Below are 15,337 nucleotides of genomic sequence, written 5' to 3'. Positions count from 1 at the left end.
TTGCTGCGGCGGCTGCCTGAAACGTCAGAGGTCTGTGAAGGCGCGCGATTTTATCAGGGTTGCCGTGCAGCGGCCATCCTCAGGCCGACGGGCAGGGCTTGAAAGCGTTAAAAAGGTGAGTGGGGAGGGTGTGGGTTGAGGGTTGTGTCGCCTGGGAGATCGAGCGCCGCCCGTGCGGCGCTTCGCAGCACAAGGCTGCTCCTACAGTTATTAGGGCCAATTATTCCTGCAAACGTCACTGGCCCGAAGCAAATTGTAGGAGCAGCCTTGTGCTGCGAAGCGCCGCGCGGGCGGCGCTCGATCGTGAAAACACCCTAAATCCCGAGGCCTGCGCCTGGCAGTCATGCGCGCCCCTGTATAAGGTGTAAGCCATATAGGAGCATTTTTCGTTCCACCGCGGTCACAGCCTGCATGACAACGGCCGTTCCACCTTGTTTCTGGACAGGAATCCTCCATGCGTCTTTTCAACACTCTGGCAGCAGGTTGTCTTGCCCTGATCTCGCTAGCCGCGCAAGCCGAGACCGTCTCCGGGCTTTATCAGGTGCGCGAGCCGCTTCAGGGGCAGGGCGCTGAAGCCCGTACCCAGGCCACCGGCAAGGCCCTCGAGACCTTGGTCCTGCGCCTGACCGGTGACCCGAAGGCGGCGCAAAGCCCGGCATTGGCCGAGCTGCGCAAAGACCCGCAGCAAATCATCAACCAGGTTGGTACCGAAGCCGGCCCGCCCGAGTCCGTGCTGGTCGAGTTCGACCCCGGCAGCACCGAACGCGCCTTGCGCAAGGCCGGCCTTGCCCTGTGGGGCAGCAACCGGCCGTCGATCCTCAGCTGGTGGCTCAACGACAACGCCGAGGGCAGCAACCTGGTGGGTGACGGCCAATCCGCGGCCCAACCCTTGCGCCGTGCGGCTCAGCACCGGGGGCTGCCATTGCGGCTGCCGCTGGCCGACCTGCAAGAGCAGTTGGTGGCCAATGCCAAGCAGGTCGAAGGCAATGACCCAAAACCGCTGCGCGAAGCTTCCGAGCGCTACGCGGCCGATGCCCTACTGGCGGTACACGCCCAAGAGGCGGATGGCAAATGGCAAGGCAAATGGCAGCTGTGGGTAGGCGACCAGCACGAGCAGGGCAGTGCCGAGGGCGCCGACCAGGCGGCCTTGGCCGACGCGGTGATGCTGGCTGTGAGCAGCCGCCTGGCGCCGCGCTATGTGACCCGCCCTGGTGCTAGCAGCCAGTTGCAGATCCAGGTGCAGGGGATGAACCTGCAGCGCTACGCCGAACTGAGCCGCGTGCTCGAACCCTATGGCCCGCGGCTTAAAATGGTCGAAGGCAGCACGCTGACTTACGGTGTCACGGCCAACCGCGACCAATTACGTGCCCAACTCGGCCTGGCCAAGTTGCAGGAGGTACCCGCTGAGCAGGCGCCCGTTGCCCCCGCCGTGCCTGCCCCTTCAACGGGCGTGAGCCCCGAGCAACCTGACGTACCCAAGCCGTTCGACGGCCTGCGTTTTCGCTGGTAAGGAGTACCCATAGTGACCGATATGCGCCGCTGGATCTGGCTGGGCGCAGCACTGCTGATGGCCGTGCTGTTATATAGCCTGCACAATATTCTGACCCCGTTTCTGATCGGCATCCTGCTGGCGTACCTGGCAGACCCGCTGGTAGACCGCCTGGAGCGCCTGGGGCTGTCCCGCACGTGGGGCGTGGTGGTGGTGTTCGGCCTCTTCACCCTGATACTCATGGCCTTGTTGCTGGTGCTGGTGCCGATGCTGGCCAAACAGCTGGTGCGTTTGTACGAACTGGCGCCACAGATGCTCGACTGGCTGCAGCACGTGGCGTTGCCCTGGGTGCAACACCGCCTTGGCCTGGCCGACGGCTTCTGGAAGTTCGACAAGATCAAGGCCGCCATTGGCGAGCACATGGGCCAGACCACCGACATCGTCGGTATCGTGCTATCCCAGGCCACGGCATCAAGCCTGGCCTTGATCGCCTGGCTGGCCAACCTGGTATTGATCCCGGTGGTGGGCTTCTACCTGCTGCGTGACTGGGACCTGATGATGGCCAAGCTGCGCAGCCTGCTGCCGCGCCACCGCGAACCGCAGATCGTGGAGTTGGCGGGGGAGTGCCATGAGGTGCTGGGCGCGTTCGTCCGCGGCCAACTGATGGTCATGCTCGCACTGGGCGTCATCTACTCGGCTGGGCTGATGCTGGTGGGGCTCGAGCTTGGCTTGCTGATTGGCATGCTGGCGGGGTTGGCAGCGATCGTGCCGTACATGGGCTTTATCATTGGTATCGGTGCGGCGCTGGTGGCCGGCTTGTTCCAGTTTGGCGGTGACTTGTATCCGATGCTGGGCATCGTTGCGGTGTTCATGGTCGGCCAGGCGCTTGAAGGCATGGTGCTGACGCCCTTGCTGGTGGGTGACCGCATCGGCCTGCACCCGGTGGCGGTGATCTTCGCCATTCTTGCCGGTGGTGAGCTGTTCGGTTTCACCGGGGTGCTGCTGGCGCTGCCGGTGGCGGCGGTGATCATGGTGCTGCTGCGGCATGCGCACGATTTGTACAAAGAGTCGGACATGTATGGCGCAGATGTCGATCCAGAATTGTGAGGTGGGGCCGAAAGGCCCCCATAAAGAGCCGCAACTTGTTGATTTTGTTTGCGCTCTTCTGCTCACTGATTGTGCCGCCCGCGCTCCGGGTATAGACTTTGCACACTGTTCACCAAAGGCCCCCCGTGGTCCTAGCGACCGCCCGCGAGCATGAAACCACCGATCCAGTTGCCCCTGGGTGTGCGCCTGCGCGATGACGCCACCTTCATCAACTACTATCCGGGCGCCAATGCTGCGGCATTGGGCTACGTCGAGCGCCTATGCGAAGCTGACGCCGGCTGGACCGAGAGCCTCATCTACCTGTGGGGCAAGCAGGGTGTCGGCCGCACTCACCTGTTGCAGGCCGCAACACACCGTTTCCAGCAATTGGGCGAGCCCGCCGTCTACCTGCCGTTGGCGCAATTGCTCGAGCGCGGTGTCGAACTGCTCGACCACCTCGAGCAATACGAGCTGGTGTGCATCGATGACCTGCATGTAATTGCCGGCAAGGCCGATTGGGAAGAGGCCATGTTCCACCTCTTCAACCGCCTGCGTGACAGTGGCCGCCGCTTGCTGCTGGCGGCCTCCAGCTCGCCGCGTGAACTGCCCATCAAACTGGCCGACCTCAAGTCGCGGCTGACCCTGGCGTTGATCTTCCAGATGCGCGGCATGTCTGATGAAGACAAGCTGCGTGCCCTGCAGTTGCGCGCGTCGCGCCGTGGCCTGCACCTCACCGATGAGGTTGGCCATTTCATCCTCACCCGCGGTACCCGCAGCATGAGCGCGTTGTTCGACCTGCTTGAGCGCCTCGATCAGGCATCGCTGCAAGCGCAACGCAAGCTGACCATTCCTTTTCTGAAGGAAACCCTGGGCTGGTAAGCCCCTGAAATCCTTGGGCCAGAGCGGAAAAACGAAAAAGTCACATCTTTTTCGATAAAATTTGCAAATGGCCATGATAGAGGGCATAGTTTCCCCCTTCTAAAGGATTACTGACACGGTCGTGCCCATGCTAAAGCGCTTCGCACCCCTCGTGCCCCTCGCACTCGTGACCCTGCTTTTTGGCTGCGCGGCACAAGCCCCGGTATCTCAGCCCCAGGATCACACCCCGATCGCCGCACAGTCGGCGTTCAAGGCCAAAGCCTCGCCTTCGTCGGTATTCGGCGAACCCGAAGAGCTGGCCACTGAAGATGACCTGGAGGCCTTCTCCAGCAGCAGCAAGCCTTACCAGCTGCCCGTTCTGGCTGACAGCATTCTCGAGCGCGGCATGTCGTTGATCGGCACCCGCTACCGCTTCGGTGGTACCTCGGAGAAGTCCGGCTTCGACTGCAGCGGCTTCATCGGTTACCTGTTCCGCGAAGAAGCCGGCATGACCTTGCCGCGTTCGACGCGTGAAATGATCAACGTCGATGCCCCGAAAGTGGCGCGCAACAAGCTCAAGCCAGGCGACCTGCTGTTCTTCAGCACCAATGGTCGTGGCCGTGTGAGCCATGCGGGCATCTACCTGGGTGACAACCAGTTCATCCACTCCAGCAGCCGCCGCAGCGGTGGTGTGCGCATCGACAGCCTCGGTGATCGCTACTGGAGCAAGACCTTTATCGAAGCCAAGCGTGCCTTGGCGATGGCGCCGACCAACATCGCGCGCAACTGATAGCAAAATGATTTACCCTGCCACGGCGGCGATGCTTTGAAAAAAAGCTCGCCGCCGTGCGCATTTACAGAAAGCGTCTAATCTAAATTCTCAACACTTTTCGGCTGCGGTCCAGCGGTCTCAGACAGGATGTTCTGGCCATGGTAATGATGGCGCGCTTCGCATTCCTTTCCCTGGTGGCATTGCTTGCTGCCTGCTCCAGCCGCGCGCCTGCGCCGGCCCCTGTGGTTCAGCCGCAGGTTACCTACAGCCAGCCAGAGGGTTCGCCGATTGCCGACGACGTGTTGATCCGTGCGATCGGGCTGGTGGGCACGCCTTATCGCTGGGGCGGCAATACGCCCGACTCCGGGTTCGATTGCAGCGGCCTGATCAAGTATGTCTACCGCGATGCCGCCGGCATCAGCTTGCCGCGTTCGACGCGGGAGATGATCGTCATGCGCGCGCCTACCGTGGATGCCAAGGCACTGCAGTCGGGTGACCTGGTGTTCTTTGCCACCAGTGGTGGCTCGCAAGTCAGCCATGCCGGTATCTACGTCGGGGAAGGGCGCTTTGTGCATGCGCCGTCCACCGGCGGTACGGTGCGCCTGGACTACCTGTCGAACAGCTACTGGGCCAAGGCTTACCTACAGGCCAAGCGCGTGATTCCGCAGGGGCACCTGGCGCAGAATCCCTGAGGCACTGCGCAGTCAGCAGTTGATCGCTGACTGTGTAGGAGCAGCCTTGCGCTGCGAAGAGGCCGGTGCACAAGTCTTAGTGGTAAGGGGCCTTCACCGGCCTCTTCGCAGCACAAGGCTGCTCCTACAAGGCCTTGCTCACCCGCCAGATCACGTTCCCCACGTCATCCGCCACCAGCAAACCGCCGCGCTTATCATTGATCACCCCCACCGGTCGCCCCATGGCCTTGCCTTCGTCATTCAGAAACCCTGTCAGCAGGTCGACCGGCTTGCCGGCAGGTTTGCCTGTTGCATCGAACGGCACGAAGATCACCTTGTAGCCACTGTGCGGCTTGCGGTTCCACGAGCCGTGCTGGCCCACGAATGCCCCCTGCCCGAACGGCGGCGGCAACACGCCAGGCTCGGCGAACGTCAGCCCCAGCGATGCCGTGTGCGGGCCCACCGCGTAGTCCGGCATCAGTGCCTGGGCAACCTTCTGCGGGGCCTGGGGCTCGACACGCTGGTCGACGTGTTGCCCGTAATAGCTGTAGGGCCAACCATAGAAGCCGCCATCCTTGACTGACGTGATGTAGTCCGGCACCAGGTCGCTACCGATCTCGTCACGTTCGTTGACCGCCGTCCACAGTGCGCCGCTGTGGGGCTCCCAGGCCAGGCCGTTGGGGTTGCGCAGGCCGCTGGCAAACACGCGCTGCTGGCCGCTGGCAGGGTCCACTTCCCAGATCGCCGCACGGCCCTGTTCCTTGTCCAGGCCGTTTTCCCCTACGTTGCTGTTGGAGCCCACCGTCACGTAGAGCTTCTTGCCGTCAGGGCTGGCGATCACGTTCTTGGTCCAATGATGGTTAAGCGGCCCGCCAGGCAGTTCGACCACCTGCTGGCCCTCGCCGCGAATGTGCATGGCCCCGGGCTCGTAGTGAAAGCGCAGCAGTTTGTCGGTGTCGGCCACGTAAAAGTCCTTGCCCACCAGCGCCATGCCGAAGGGCGAATTGAGCCCTTCGATGAAGGTGGTGCGCACTTCCGCGACCCCATCATGGTCGGCATCGCGCAGCAAGGTGATGCGGTTGGCGCTAGGCACGCCGGCGCCGGCGCGCTGCATCGCCTTGCCCATCACCCAGCCACGCAGGCCTTTGCCATCTTCAGGCTTGGGCGGGGCGTTGGTTTCGGCCACCAGCACATCGCCGTTGGGCAACACATAGAGCCAGCGCGGGTGGTCGAGCTTGTCGGCGAAGGCCGTTACCTGCGTGCCGGCTGCAGCTTGGGGCTTGGCGCCCTGGGGCCAGCCAATGGCCGGCGCGATGTTCACCGTGGGGACCAGCGACTGGCTGGGCGCGGGCAGTTGCGGCGAAGGGCCGCTGCCGTCCATCACGTCCAGGTGGGCTGTGTCGCTGCATCCTGCCAGGCCGGCAGCCAACACCCAGGGTAAGACAATGCCGATGCGCTTCATGGTCGCTGCTCTCCGAAAAGGAACACTCAATATTCAGAGCAGGGTTGTGCGCACGGGGTTCAGCGGCGGGAGGCATACATCTACCACACGGCAATGATGCAGGCCGCCAGGATGAACGCCCGATTTCTAGTGCCTGGAGTGGGCCATGACGGATATAAAAGCAAGGGTGATTCGCAGCCTCGAGGCATTCGATGCTGCGCGGCCGCTGGTCCGGCTGGTGGATGACGTGGTACGGGATTACCCCGACCCTTACGCGCTGGCGAGCCAGCAGGCTGCGCGCATTCTGCAAAAACACACGGGCAGGCGAATTGACCCTCGCTTCGTCTGGTGGCACCAGTTCAATAACGAGAACTCCAGCAGCCTCAGTAAAACCGGTTGGCAACACAGCCATCCGCCGCAGAAGTCGATGTTGATGCACGAACTGGTAATCGACCGCTTCGACCTGTACTTCCAAGATGCCAGTGACGAGCTCGACATGCGTGGCGGGTTTTACCGGCAGGGGCCCCATGCGCCGTTTTACGACGAGCGCAACGAAGTGCCGATGCTGGGCAGTGACGTGCAAAAAGACCTGTGGGCGCTGGACTTCGCGGTTTCCTATCGTGCGCAAGTCCAGCGCTTCTGGTCCCATTATGGCGATCATTTCCGGGTGCTGGCCAAAACCAATGTGTTAGGGCAGGGTGCAGTGGCATTGGCGGATGGCGCAATCTCGCATGCAGATTGGCTGCGCTTGCGGGGGATGGTGACTGACGCCTTGCCTAATGGTGAATTGCCGACCCTGGAGGTTCTCGAACAGGACGCCACGCGCAGCGAGATAACGGTCCACCGCTATGTGTTTGGTGAAACGGATCGCTGGTGTTTGTTCAGCCTGAGTGCGCCCGATGGGCGGGTCATGGCCTATATGCCGTGGGCAGAGAAGCCGCTCAAGGGCTTCGATTCCGAATTCGCGATGGTGAGTTGGATACGCACGCAGTTGCAGTCGAAGGACACCCTCGATGCCTTCGTGGCGGGAGCCCATAGCAATCCGCGTGATACCACCGCCAGGCGGTTGATCAAGGTGCACCTGCAAGGTATTGCCGACAGCCGTTCGAACGAAGCCGCATTGATCGCTCTGACGTTGTTCAAGCGGCCGCTTGGCACGACCCTGTTTGCTTACCTGGCCGAGCAGGCCAGGCTCGAAATGCAGGGTAATGCGCAACTGATGCAAACCAATGCCGGGCTGCGCAAGGCCATGTGCAGTGGGTATCTGGCGGCGTTCCTGGGGGTGTTTGGTGGTTTTGCGCCGTTGGGCTGGCCGGTCACGCTGATGCTGCTGGGGGCCAGTGTGGGCAAGGTGGCGCTGGACGTGGACGCTGCTTTGCACGCGGGTGATGAACAGAGCCGCAAGGATGCCCTGCGCTCGGCCATGCTCGAAAGCGTATTCGCCAGCATGAACCTGGTCGATATCAGCTTCCAGGCGAGCTTTGCCTCGCTGGCGTATCAAGCACCGCCCCATGAAACGAACCTTTCATTGGGGCGCTGGCAACCGACGACTGCTTCGGCCTTGCCGGAGGAGTTGCAGGGCGCCAATACCGTGCTGACCGGGGAGCCGGGCGAGGAGGGCCGCTTGCGCGGCATTCACGTCAATGACGACGGCAGTTGCTGGATCAATGTGCAAGGTTTGCCCTATCGCGTGCGTTACAGCCATGAGCTGGCCGTGTGGTTGGTGGTTTCGGCAGATAACCCGTTTGCCTTCAGCCCGCTGCACCCGGTGCGTCTGAACCAGGCCGGGGAGTGGGAAGTGCTGGCGCCGCCCCGATTGCTGGGGGGGACACCCTTGGCCGTTGAAGGTATGCCGAGCACAAATTCACCGTTCTGGGATACCTATACGTTGGCGAACGGCCCGCAGAGCAAGAAGCTGGGTGAATTCGCGCTTGAGCGGCAGAAGGCGTTATTGGCGTCCTGGCCTGTCGTCGAACTGCCCCGCGGACGGGCGCCCGACCTCGATGAGCGCAACCTGGACTGCGTGAAGGTCGCGGGCCGCACGCACTACTCGTATCACTGCGGCCCGGAGTACTTCAACGCACTGGTCGACTACTACACCAGCGATGAGTCGAAAGTGAACGATGTGTTCCGCTCGGGGAGCTACCGGTATGGCGATGAGGATGACTATATTGCCGACCTTGCCGATAGCCTCGAACAGTTGCCCAAAAACAATCAGGTGAGGTTGTACCGAGGGGGGCATCGCTCGCGCCGTACAGGTGGTGAGCGTTACCGAAACGGTGAGCTGCGGGTTGGCGATGTGCTGGTCAATACCGACTTCACCTCGTTCACCGAAAACCCCTACATGGCCGCAGAGTTTGCCTGCTTGCGTTACCCGAACGTGCCGGGCGGCGTGCCAGGCTTGTTCGATGACAGTTCGGTGGTGTTCGAGCTGCCTGCCGGGGACTACCACAGCGCAACGCCGATCAGCGCCTTTTCGTCGTATTCCGAAGAGGCCGAAACGCTGTTCCAGCCTGGCAACTACTTCCGCATCGATGCCTTGCAGCAGGTCTATGGCGAGTACTATCGCTTCATCAAGGTCACCCTGAAGCAGACCATCAAACCTGCACTGGGGCCGGTTTACGACCTGCGCACAGGGCTTGCCTTCGACCTGGCGGCCTACACGGCGCACATCAGGACGCCGGCACTGGTGACGCGATTCTTTCCTGAATAATGTCGTTAGTTGAGCACCACCGCTGCGCCAAAGGCGGGCGCGTTCGATTGACGCTCCCGCCCCAACCCTCTAACCTTCGCGCGTGTTTCAGGTGCCCTGCCAGCCCCGTCTGGGCAGGGTGAAACTGGGAAGCCGGTGGGCGCCAGCAAAGGCGCGAGCCCGGCGCTGCCCCCGCAACGGTAAGTGAGTCAAATGTCGCGCACAGCCACTGGATGCCAGCATCCGGGAAGGCGCGCAGGCGTGGGCCAAGGCCCGCTCACAAGCCCGGAGACCGGCCTGATTCAGCCAACGGCATCACGGAGGGTGATGCGCGGTGCACCGTGGCGTCCAGCCACGGCTCCTGCGCGTTCTCCGTCTGCCTGCCTATCGACCTGTCGCCGCTTCTCGCGTGGCGTCAGCCTGCGGAGAACCCTGATGAGCGAACCCACCGAACGCGACGAACGCCACCTGGCGCGCATGCAGCGCAAAAAGGCGGTCATCGACGAGCGCATCGCCAATTCCCCCAATGAATGCGGCCTGTTGCTGGTGCTGACCGGCAACGGCAAGGGCAAGAGCAGCTCGGCGTTCGGCATGCTCGCCCGCGCCCTGGGCCACGGCATGCAGTGCGGCGTGGTGCAGTTCATCAAAGGCCGCAACAGCACCGGCGAAGAGCTGTTTTTCCGGCGCTTCCCGGAGCAGGTGCGCTACCACGTTATGGGCGAGGGCTTCACCTGGGAGACCCAGGACCGCCAGCGCGACATCGCCGCCGCCGAAGCCGCCTGGGCCGTGTCGCGCCAGCTGCTGCAAGACCCGACCGTACAGTTCGTGGTACTCGATGAACTGAACATCGCGCTCAAGCATGGCTACCTCGACCTCGATCAGGTGCTGTCCGACATCCAGGCTCGCCCGCCGATGCAGCACGTGATCGTTACCGGCCGCGCGGCCAAGCCTGAAATGATCGAACTGGCCGATACCGTCACCGAGATGGGCATGCTCAAGCACGCCTTCCAGGCGGGTATCCGTGCGCAGAAGGGCGTTGAACTGTGAGTGAACTGCGACATTGCCCGGCCGTGTTGATCGCGGCGCCGGCTTCCGGCCAGGGCAAGACCACTGTGACCGCAGCCTTGGCCCGGCTGCACCGTAACCTCGGGCGTAAGGTCCGGGTGTTCAAGTGTGGGCCTGATTTTCTCGACCCGATGATCCTGGAGCGTGCCAGCGGCGCACCGGTCTACCAGCTCGACCTGTGGATGATCGGCGCGCAGGAAAGCCGTCGCCTGCTATGGGAAGCAGCCGCTGAGGCTGACCTGATCTTGATCGAAGGGGTCATGGGCCTGTTCGACGGCACCCCGTCGAGCGCCGACCTGGCGCGTCATTTCGGCGTGCCGGTGCTGGCGGTGATCGACGGCACGGCCATGGCCCAGACCTTTGGCGCCCTGGCCCTGGGGCTGGCGCGTTACCAGGCCGACCTGCCATTCGCCGGCGTGCTGGCCAACCGGGTCGGCAGCTTGCGCCATGCGCAGCTGCTAGAAGGCAGCCTGACCGAAGGGCTGCGCTGGTACGGCGGCCTGTCGCGTGAGCGCGGTATCGAACTGCCGAGCCGCCACCTGGGCTTGGTCCAGGCCAGCGAGCTGAACGACCTGGATGCCCGCCTGGATGCTGCGGCCGAAGCGCTGGGCGCCAGTTGCGATGCCGCTTTACCACCGCCCGTGGCGTTTGCCGAGCCGGAACCGCAGCCGGCCGCCGCTTCATTGGCCGGTGTGCGCATTGGCGTGGCGCGGGACGAGGCGTTCGCCTTCCTTTATGGTGCCAATATCGACCTGATGCGCAACCTCGGCGCGCAGCTGGTGTTCTTCTCGCCGCTGCACGACTGCGAACTGCCCGCTGTGGACAGCCTGTACTTGCCGGGCGGCTACCCGGAACTGCACCACCACGCACTGGCGGCCAACACGCCGATGTGCGCGGCGATCCGTGACCATCATGCCCAGGGCAAGCCGTTGCTGGCCGAGTGTGGCGGCATGCTTTACCTGCTCGACGCACTGACCGACGTAGCGGGTGAGCGTGCCGAACTGCTCGGCTTGCTGACGGGCGAGGCGACCATGCAGAAACGCCTGGCCGCATTGGCCTTGCAGGCAGTGGAACTGCCCGAAGGCACCCTGCGTGGCCACACCTACCATCACTCGCTCACCAGCACCGAGCTGACGCCGATCGCCCGGGGGCTGAGCCCCAACGGCGGGCGTGGCAACGAGGCGGTGTATCGCCTGGGCCGCCTGACGGCTTCCTACGTGCACTTCTACTTCCCCTCCAACCCGGACGCGGCGGCGGCGCTGTTGCGACCATGAGCGAACACGCTTTCAGCGACGCCGAACGCGCCGCGCTGTACCGGGCCATCGGCGAACGCCGCGACATGCGCCATTTTGCCGGTGGCGAGGTGGCCCCGGCGTTGCTCGCCCGCCTGTTGGCTGCGGCGCATCAGGCACCGAGCGTCGGGCTGATGCAGCCCTGGCGGTTCATCCGCATCACTCAGCGCGACCTGCGCGCGCGCATCCAGGCGTTGGTCGAAGAAGAGCGGCTGCGCACGGCCGATGCACTGGGCGAACGTGCCGATGCGTTCATGACGCTCAAGGTCGAAGGCATCAACGATTGCGCCGAACTGCTGGTGGCCGCGTTGATGGACCAGCGCGAGCCGCACATCTTTGGCCGCCGTACCTTGCCGGAAATGGACCTCGCCTCGCTGGCCTGCGCTATCCAGAACCTGTGGCTGGCGGCGCGTGCCGAGGGCCTGGGGATGGGCTGGGTATCGCTGTTCGACCCCGTGGCATTGGCCGAACTGCTGGGCATGCCGGCGGGGGCCAAGCCGGTGGCGGTGCTGTGCCTGGGGCCTGTGGCCGAATTTTACCCGGCACCGATGCTGGTGCTGGAAAACTGGGCAGAAGAACGCCCCTTGAGTGACCTGCTGTATCACAACCAATGGGGGGAGCAGCCATGAGCGTTGCCTTGCTGACCGTGGCCGGGGTGGCCCTGGATGCCTTGCTGGGCGAGCCACAGCGGCGTCATCCACTGGTGGCGTTCGGCAACATGGCCGCCAACCTGGAGCGTCGCCTGAATGCCGGAGGGCGCGGTTGGCGCAGCCATGGCGTGAGCGCCTGGTTCCTCGCGGTGGTGCCGCTGACCCTGGTTGCACTGATCCTGTCCTGGCTGCCGTACATCGGCTGGCTGGTCGACGTGCTGGCGCTGTACTGCGCGTTGGGCCTGCGTAGCCTCGGCGAGCACGTGCTGCCGGTGGCGAACGCATTGCGCCAGGGTGACCTGGAAGAGGCGCGGCGGCGGGTCGGTTACTTGGTCAGCCGTGAAACCCGCGAGCTGGACGAGCCCGCCGTGGCCAGGGCGGCCACCGAGTCAGTGCTGGAAAACGGCAGCGATGCGGTGTTCGCCGCGCTGTTCTGGTTCGTGGTGGCGGGCGCGCCCGGCGTGGTGTTGTACCGATTGAGCAATACACTGGATGCCATGTGGGGCTATCGCAACGAACGCTTCGAGCGGTTTGGCTGGTGCGCCGCACGCATCGACGATGTGCTCAACTATGTTCCCGCAAGGCTGGTGGCGCTGACCTACGCGCTGCTCGGCAAAACCCGCCTGGCCCTGGCCTGCTGGCGCAACCAGGGGCCCCTGTGGGACAGCCCCAACGCCGGCCCCGTGATGGCGGCAGGTGCCGGCGCGCTGGGGGTCGAGCTGGGCGGCCCGGCGGTGTATCACGGTGAACTGCACGAGCGGCCGCGCCTGGGCGATGGGCCAATGGCCGATGCCAATGCCATCGAGCGCGGCTGGAGCCTGGTGCAGCGGGGCGTGTGGCTGTGGGTACTGCTGATTTGCCTGGGAGCTTACTGGAATGCTTGAACACGGTGGTCGTCTGCTGCGTGCGGTGCGTCACTACGGGATCGCGCGTGAACATTGGCTCGACCTGTCCAGCGGCATTGCCCCTTGGCCTTACCCGATCCCGCCTATTCCACTCGACGCCTGGGCGCGTCTGCCAGAGACCGAAGACGGCCTGGAAGAAGCCGCTCGGCAGTACTACGGCACCCGCCAGCTGTTGGCGGTGGCCGGCTCGCAGGCCGCGATCCAGGCCTTGCCATTGCTGCGCCCGGCGGGCCGGGTCGGTGTGTTGACCCCGTGCTATGCCGAGCACCCGTATGCCTGGCAGCGGGCAGGGCACACATTGCTCGAACTGGATGAAGCCCAGGTGGAAGGCGCGCTCGACAGCCTCGATGTGCTGGTGCTGGTCAACCCCAACAACCCGACCGGCCGTCAGGTCAGCCGGGAGCGCCTGCTCGACTGGCATGGGCGACTGGCGGCGCGTGGGGGCTGGCTGGTGGTCGACGAGGCGTTCATGGACAACACCCCCGCCCACAGCGTGGTCGACTGCGCCGAACGGCCTGGCCTGATCGTACTGCGCTCGTTCGGCAAGTTCTTTGGCCTGGCCGGTGTGCGTTTGGGGGTTGTTGCGGCGCAGCCCAGCGTGCTGCAGCGGCTGGCTGAGTTGCTCGGCCCTTGGACTGTCAGCGGCCCCACGCGGGTGCTGGCCCAAGCCTGCTTTGCCGACCACATTGCCCACCAGGTGCAGATCGAGCGCTGCGCCGCCAGCAGCCAGCGCCTCGCTGCGCTGTTGCACAGCACCGGGCTGGCGCCGAGCGGCGGCTGCGACCTGTTCCAGTACGTGCGCAGCGAGCGTGCCGCGCACTTGCATGACTTTCTTGCCCGGCGCGGCATCCTGGTGCGCCTGTTCGAGCAGCCCGCCGCCGTGCGCCTGGGCTTGCCTGCCAGTGCGGCGGACGAGCAGCGCCTGGCCCAGGCCCTGACCGATTATCAAAAGGAAACGGCATGACCACGCTCATGGTGCAAGGCACCACCTCCGATGCCGGCAAAAGCACGCTGGTGACCGCGCTGTGCCGGTGGCTGTTGCGCCAGGGTGTCGGCGTGGTGCCGTTCAAGCCGCAGAACATGGCGCTGAACAGCGCAGTGACCGCCGACGGTGGCGAAATCGGCCGGGCCCAGGCTGTGCAGGCCCAGGCTTGCCGGCTGGCGCCGCACACCGACATGAACCCGGTGCTGCTCAAACCCAACAGCGACACTGGCGCCCAGGTGATCATCCACGGTCGCGCGGTCACCAGCATGAATGCAGTGGCTTATCACGACTACAAGGCCATCGCCATGCAAGCGGTGCTGGCGTCGCACCAGCGCCTGAGCGCCGCGTACCCGGTGGTGATGGTCGAAGGTGCGGGCTCGCCGGCAGAGATCAACCTGCGTGCCGGCGACATCGCCAACATGGGCTTTGCCGAAGCGGTCGACTGCCCGGTGATCCTGGTGGCCGACATCAACCGCGGTGGGGTATTCGCTCACCTGGTGGGCACGCTGGAGCTGCTGTCGCCGAGTGAACAGGCGCGGGTCAAAGGCTTCGTCATCAACCGCTTCCGCGGTGACATCGCCTTGCTGCAGCCTGGGCTGGACTGGCTCGAAGCGCGTACCGGCAAGCCGGTGCTGGGCGTGTTGCCGTATGTCACCGACCTGCACCTGGAGGCCGAGGACGGCATCGATGTGCGCCAGGTGGCCAAAGGGGAGCGCGTACTGAAGGTGATCGTGCCGGTGCTGCCGCGCATCAGCAACCACACTGACTTCGACCCGCTGCGCCTGCACCCGCAAGTGGATTTGCAGTTCATCGGGCCCGGCCAGCCGATACCGCCTGCCGACCTGATCATCCTGCCTGGCTCGAAAAGCGTGCGTGGCGACCTGGCGCAACTGCGCGAGCGGGGCTGGGATACCGCCATTGCCCGCCACTTGCGCTATGGCGGCAAGCTCATCGGCATCTGCGGCGGCCTGCAGATGCTCGGGGCTCAGGTGCACGACCCGCTGGGCCTGGAAGGGCCGGCGGGCTCCAGCCCTGGGCTGGGCCTGCTGGACTACGCCACGGTACTGGAGGCCGACAAGCAACTGCGCAACGTTGCCGGTACCGTGACCCTGGAAAACGCGCCGGTTTCTGGCTACGAGATCCATGCCGGCGTTACTCAGGGCCCGGCCCTGGAACGCCCCGCCGTGCAGCTGGACGACGGCCGCTGTGACGGCGCCATCAGCGCCGATGGGCAGATCCTCGCCACCTACCTGCATGGCCTGTTCGAAGGCAGCCAGTCGTGCGCCGCGTTGCTGCGCTGGGCGGGGCTGGCCGATGCAGAGACTATCGACTACCAGGCCCTGCGCGAGCGTGATATCGAACGCCTGGCGGACCTGGTGGAAAAACACCTGGACACCGCGCACCTGCGCACGCTGTGTGGAGTCGCCTGAA

The 15,337-nt window shown here is 64.4% G+C and carries 13 protein-coding genes and 1 riboswitch; of the genes, 12 read left to right on the top strand and 1 reads right to left on the bottom strand.

Translation table 11 applies throughout. From position 1 onward, the window contains the following. The first annotated feature begins 454 nt into the window (after nucleotides 1–454). The 5 genes from QOS90_RS10830 (at nucleotide 455) to QOS90_RS10810 (ending at nucleotide 4,897) form a co-directional block, all read left to right on the top strand. A complete protein-coding gene (locus QOS90_RS10830; protein WP_085272757.1) occupies nucleotides 455–1,510 on the top strand; it encodes a DUF2066 domain-containing protein in 1,056 nt (351 codons plus the stop codon). A 12-nt stretch (nucleotides 1,511–1,522) separates the two neighbouring features. Next, nucleotides 1,523–2,596: an AI-2E family transporter gene (locus QOS90_RS10825; RefSeq protein ID WP_085272758.1), complete on the top strand. Its 1,074-nt coding sequence runs from the start codon at nucleotides 1,523–1,525 to the stop codon at nucleotides 2,594–2,596. 150 nt (nucleotides 2,597–2,746) lie between these two features. Then, a complete protein-coding gene (hda, locus tag QOS90_RS10820) occupies nucleotides 2,747–3,454 on the top strand; it encodes a DnaA regulatory inactivator Hda (protein ID WP_027595859.1) in 708 nt (235 codons plus the stop codon). A 127-nt stretch (nucleotides 3,455–3,581) separates the two neighbouring features. Next, on the top strand, nucleotides 3,582–4,223 hold the full coding sequence (locus QOS90_RS10815; protein WP_027595860.1) for a C40 family peptidase: 642 nt from the start codon (nucleotides 3,582–3,584) through the stop codon (nucleotides 4,221–4,223). A 140-nt stretch (nucleotides 4,224–4,363) separates the two neighbouring features. Beyond that, complete coding sequence (locus QOS90_RS10810) at nucleotides 4,364–4,897, top strand: C40 family peptidase (RefSeq protein ID WP_027595861.1); 534 nt, start codon at nucleotides 4,364–4,366, stop codon at nucleotides 4,895–4,897. Nucleotides 4,898–5,021: 124 nt separating this feature from the next. Here the strand turns inward: QOS90_RS10810 and QOS90_RS10805 are convergent, their stop codons facing one another. Further along, nucleotides 5,022–6,338 (bottom strand): PQQ-dependent sugar dehydrogenase, encoded by a 1,317-nt coding sequence (locus tag QOS90_RS10805; RefSeq protein ID WP_085272759.1) that lies wholly within the window; start codon nucleotides 6,336–6,338, stop codon nucleotides 5,022–5,024. A gap of 145 nt (nucleotides 6,339–6,483) precedes the next feature. On the opposite strand from QOS90_RS10805, the gene QOS90_RS10800 reads away from it, so the two are divergent. The 7 genes from QOS90_RS10800 (at nucleotide 6,484) to QOS90_RS10770 (ending at nucleotide 15,336) form a co-directional block, all read left to right on the top strand. After that, the gene (locus QOS90_RS10800) at nucleotides 6,484–9,030 is read left to right on the top strand and encodes a dermonecrotic toxin domain-containing protein (protein WP_085272760.1); all 2,547 of its coding nucleotides are present in this window, start codon (nucleotides 6,484–6,486) and stop codon (nucleotides 9,028–9,030) included. 72 nt (nucleotides 9,031–9,102) lie between these two features. Further along, nucleotides 9,103–9,324, top strand: a riboswitch (cobalamin riboswitch). A 120-nt stretch (nucleotides 9,325–9,444) separates the two neighbouring features. Beyond that, the gene (gene cobO / locus QOS90_RS10795; RefSeq protein ID WP_027595864.1) at nucleotides 9,445–10,056 is read left to right on the top strand and encodes a cob(I)yrinic acid a,c-diamide adenosyltransferase; all 612 of its coding nucleotides are present in this window, start codon (nucleotides 9,445–9,447) and stop codon (nucleotides 10,054–10,056) included. Further along, nucleotides 10,053–11,348, top strand: a complete 1,296-nt coding sequence (locus QOS90_RS10790) for a cobyrinic acid a,c-diamide synthase CobB (protein ID WP_085272761.1) — start codon at nucleotides 10,053–10,055, stop codon at nucleotides 11,346–11,348. The genes cobO and QOS90_RS10790 overlap by 4 nt, the downstream gene beginning before the upstream one ends. After that, nucleotides 11,345–11,995, top strand: a complete 651-nt coding sequence (gene bluB / locus QOS90_RS10785; RefSeq protein WP_085272762.1) for a 5,6-dimethylbenzimidazole synthase — start codon at nucleotides 11,345–11,347, stop codon at nucleotides 11,993–11,995. Before QOS90_RS10790 ends, bluB begins: the two co-directional genes overlap by 4 nt. Then, the gene (cbiB, locus tag QOS90_RS10780; RefSeq protein WP_085272763.1) at nucleotides 11,992–12,900 is read left to right on the top strand and encodes an adenosylcobinamide-phosphate synthase CbiB; all 909 of its coding nucleotides are present in this window, start codon (nucleotides 11,992–11,994) and stop codon (nucleotides 12,898–12,900) included. Before bluB ends, cbiB begins: the two co-directional genes overlap by 4 nt. Beyond that, nucleotides 12,893–13,885 carry a threonine-phosphate decarboxylase CobD gene (gene cobD / locus QOS90_RS10775; protein WP_085272764.1) on the top strand — a complete coding sequence of 331 codons (993 nt, stop codon included), beginning with the start codon at nucleotides 12,893–12,895 and terminating at the stop codon, nucleotides 13,883–13,885. The genes cbiB and cobD overlap by 8 nt, the downstream gene beginning before the upstream one ends. After that, nucleotides 13,882–15,336, top strand: a complete 1,455-nt coding sequence (locus tag QOS90_RS10770; protein ID WP_085272765.1) for a cobyric acid synthase — start codon at nucleotides 13,882–13,884, stop codon at nucleotides 15,334–15,336. Before cobD ends, QOS90_RS10770 begins: the two co-directional genes overlap by 4 nt. Nucleotide 15,337 lies beyond the last annotated feature (1 nt).

The sequence above is a fragment of the Pseudomonas sp. LAIL14HWK12:I10 genome, assembly GCF_900184205.1.
In the GTDB taxonomy this organism is placed as follows: domain Bacteria; phylum Pseudomonadota; class Gammaproteobacteria; order Pseudomonadales; family Pseudomonadaceae; genus Aquipseudomonas; species Aquipseudomonas kermanshahensis.
This window is presented reverse-complemented; position numbering and strand designations above follow the sequence as displayed.

Coding starts and splice junctions, on each gene's coding strand:
- hda (WP_027595859.1), top strand. CDS start 2,747: ATGAAACCACCGATCCAGTTGCCCCTGGGTGTGCGCCTGCGCGATGAC.
- cobO (WP_027595864.1), top strand. CDS start 9,445: ATGAGCGAACCCACCGAACGCGACGAACGCCACCTGGCGCGCATGCAG.
- bluB (WP_085272762.1), top strand. CDS start 11,345: ATGAGCGAACACGCTTTCAGCGACGCCGAACGCGCCGCGCTGTACCGG.
- cbiB (WP_085272763.1), top strand. CDS start 11,992: ATGAGCGTTGCCTTGCTGACCGTGGCCGGGGTGGCCCTGGATGCCTTG.
- QOS90_RS10805 (WP_085272759.1), bottom strand. CDS start 6,338: ATGAAGCGCATCGGCATTGTCTTACCCTGGGTGTTGGCTGCCGGCCTG.
- QOS90_RS10815 (WP_027595860.1), top strand. CDS start 3,582: ATGCTAAAGCGCTTCGCACCCCTCGTGCCCCTCGCACTCGTGACCCTG.
- QOS90_RS10810 (WP_027595861.1), top strand. CDS start 4,364: ATGGTAATGATGGCGCGCTTCGCATTCCTTTCCCTGGTGGCATTGCTT.
- QOS90_RS10800 (WP_085272760.1), top strand. CDS start 6,484: ATGACGGATATAAAAGCAAGGGTGATTCGCAGCCTCGAGGCATTCGAT.
- cobD (WP_085272764.1), top strand. CDS start 12,893: ATGCTTGAACACGGTGGTCGTCTGCTGCGTGCGGTGCGTCACTACGGG.
- QOS90_RS10830 (WP_085272757.1), top strand. CDS start 455: ATGCGTCTTTTCAACACTCTGGCAGCAGGTTGTCTTGCCCTGATCTCG.
- QOS90_RS10770 (WP_085272765.1), top strand. CDS start 13,882: ATGACCACGCTCATGGTGCAAGGCACCACCTCCGATGCCGGCAAAAGC.